Genomic DNA, 1,714 nt, shown 5'->3' on the forward strand with positions numbered 1-1,714 from the left:
ATCGTCAGGGCTTGCTGGGTGATCTTCTGAAAAAAGATGCCAATCTGGATGAGCGCAGCTCCCGTTTCTGGCAGTCTCTGGATGGTCAGGAGGCCGGCTTTGATTTCCAGAAGTCGATTGCTGAAGAGGTGAAAACGGTCTCCGTCAAAGAGATTCAGCAGGCGCTGGATACCATTCTTGAAGACAAGGGAAGGTTGACCGTTGAGTCGATTGGCAAGGCTCAGACGGCTAATAAAAACTGAGTTTTCTTATTCAGGCCAGGCTATTTGTCTGGCTTGGATTTATTCAAAAAAATAATTCGATGTAGACTGTCCTGACGAATTAGATTGCATTTCATGTGCTGACCAGACAGCGGCACAGAAAGTTGTGGAGAGAATACATAAGGCCGTTTTGAGTCTTATCTTTACTCCCTTCCCACTTTTAAAATCTCCTGTTTTTTTCTCCCTGAATGGAATGTCTCCCTGAAAGAAAAACACTATTTTCCTGAACTTTGCTATTAGTTAGATACATCCTGAAACTAACGGATAGCGTTCATTAATGGAAACCTTGTTGCAGCAGATGACAGGGGGGCAATCACCCCGGCGAGGGGTGTTGATCTGGCTGAGTTTGCTATGTGTTGTTGTGATTGCTGCTGGTTGCACGGGACGTCTGCCAGCAGGCATGGTTGGGCTGATTCCTTTTCTTATGGCGCTGGGCGGTGTCCTGAACGCCCTTGGCGAGCATCTGGACTGGGTTCGCAACTATTTGGGCGGAGGGCCGATTGTTGTCATTTTTGGCTCCAGCCTATTGGTAGCGACAGGGGGTATTCCAGCCGAACTCTTTACCAGAATCGCTGATTTCGTCAGAAATCAGGGTTTTCTTGCTTTGTTTATATCAGGCCTTATTACAGGCAGTTTGTTTGGAATGGACAGGCGGCTGCTGCTGCGGTCAGCACTCTGGTATTTGCCGGTGATTGTCGGTGGTGTCCTTGGTGCCATTACGCTGGCAGGGCTCGCGGGTATGCTCATTGGCACTGGCTTTGTTGAAGCTGTTTTCTATGTTGGTCTGCCCATCATGGGGGGCGGAATGGGGGCAGGAGCCGTACCGCTGGCGGAGATCTTTGCCAACATTTCAGGCTCCGACGCCGCAACCGTTTTGTCAAAAATGGTCCCGGCCGTTGTACTGGGTAATCTGGTCGCCATTATTGCAGCTGGAATGCTTGAAAAGCTGGGCAAAATCAAGCCCGGATTAACAGGTAATGGCAAACTGATGAAAAGCCAGAAGGCTGTCCGCCATGAAGAGAAAGTCGAGCGTATTCCGGATCTGGCAAAGATGGGAACCGGACTGTTTGTTGCAACCAGTTTCTATGTTGTGGGCTATCTGCTCAGTCACTTCATTTCTTTGCACCCTTACGCCTTGATGATTTTTTTTGTTGGCCTTGTCAAAGCTCTGGGAATATTACCTTCCCGCTTTGAAGAAGGGGCGGCTCTATGGGGTGATTTTATGGTGATGTCTCTGACGCCGGCTTTACTGGCCTGCATAGGAATAGGCTTTACGGACCTGCATCAGGTTGCACAAATGATCTCCCTCCAGTATTTCATTCTGGTGGTGACTACTGTGATGGGCGCGGTACTGGGGGCGGGCCTGACAGGAAAAATCCTCGGTTTTTATCCCATAGAGGCCTCCGTAACAGCTGGTCTTTGTATGGCCAATATGGGTGGAACCGGAGATGTGG

2 protein-coding genes are annotated in these 1,714 nt (G+C 49.5%); both read left to right on the forward strand.

Annotation, left to right across the window (positions count from 1 at the left end; genetic code table 11):
- The coding region (locus KDK17_RS16835; RefSeq protein WP_257288603.1) for a hypothetical protein at positions 1 to 242 on the forward strand (242 nt) is incomplete at its 5' end.
- A gap of 295 nt (positions 243 to 537) precedes the next feature.
- Positions 538 to 1,714, forward strand: a 1,177-nt coding sequence (locus KDK17_RS16840) for a 2-hydroxycarboxylate transporter family protein (RefSeq protein WP_257288604.1), incomplete at its 3' end; no start/stop codon positions are given.

Origin of the sequence: Endozoicomonas sp. SESOKO2, assembly GCF_024606245.1 — a bacterium.
Lineage (GTDB): Bacteria > Pseudomonadota > Gammaproteobacteria > Pseudomonadales > Endozoicomonadaceae > Endozoicomonas_A.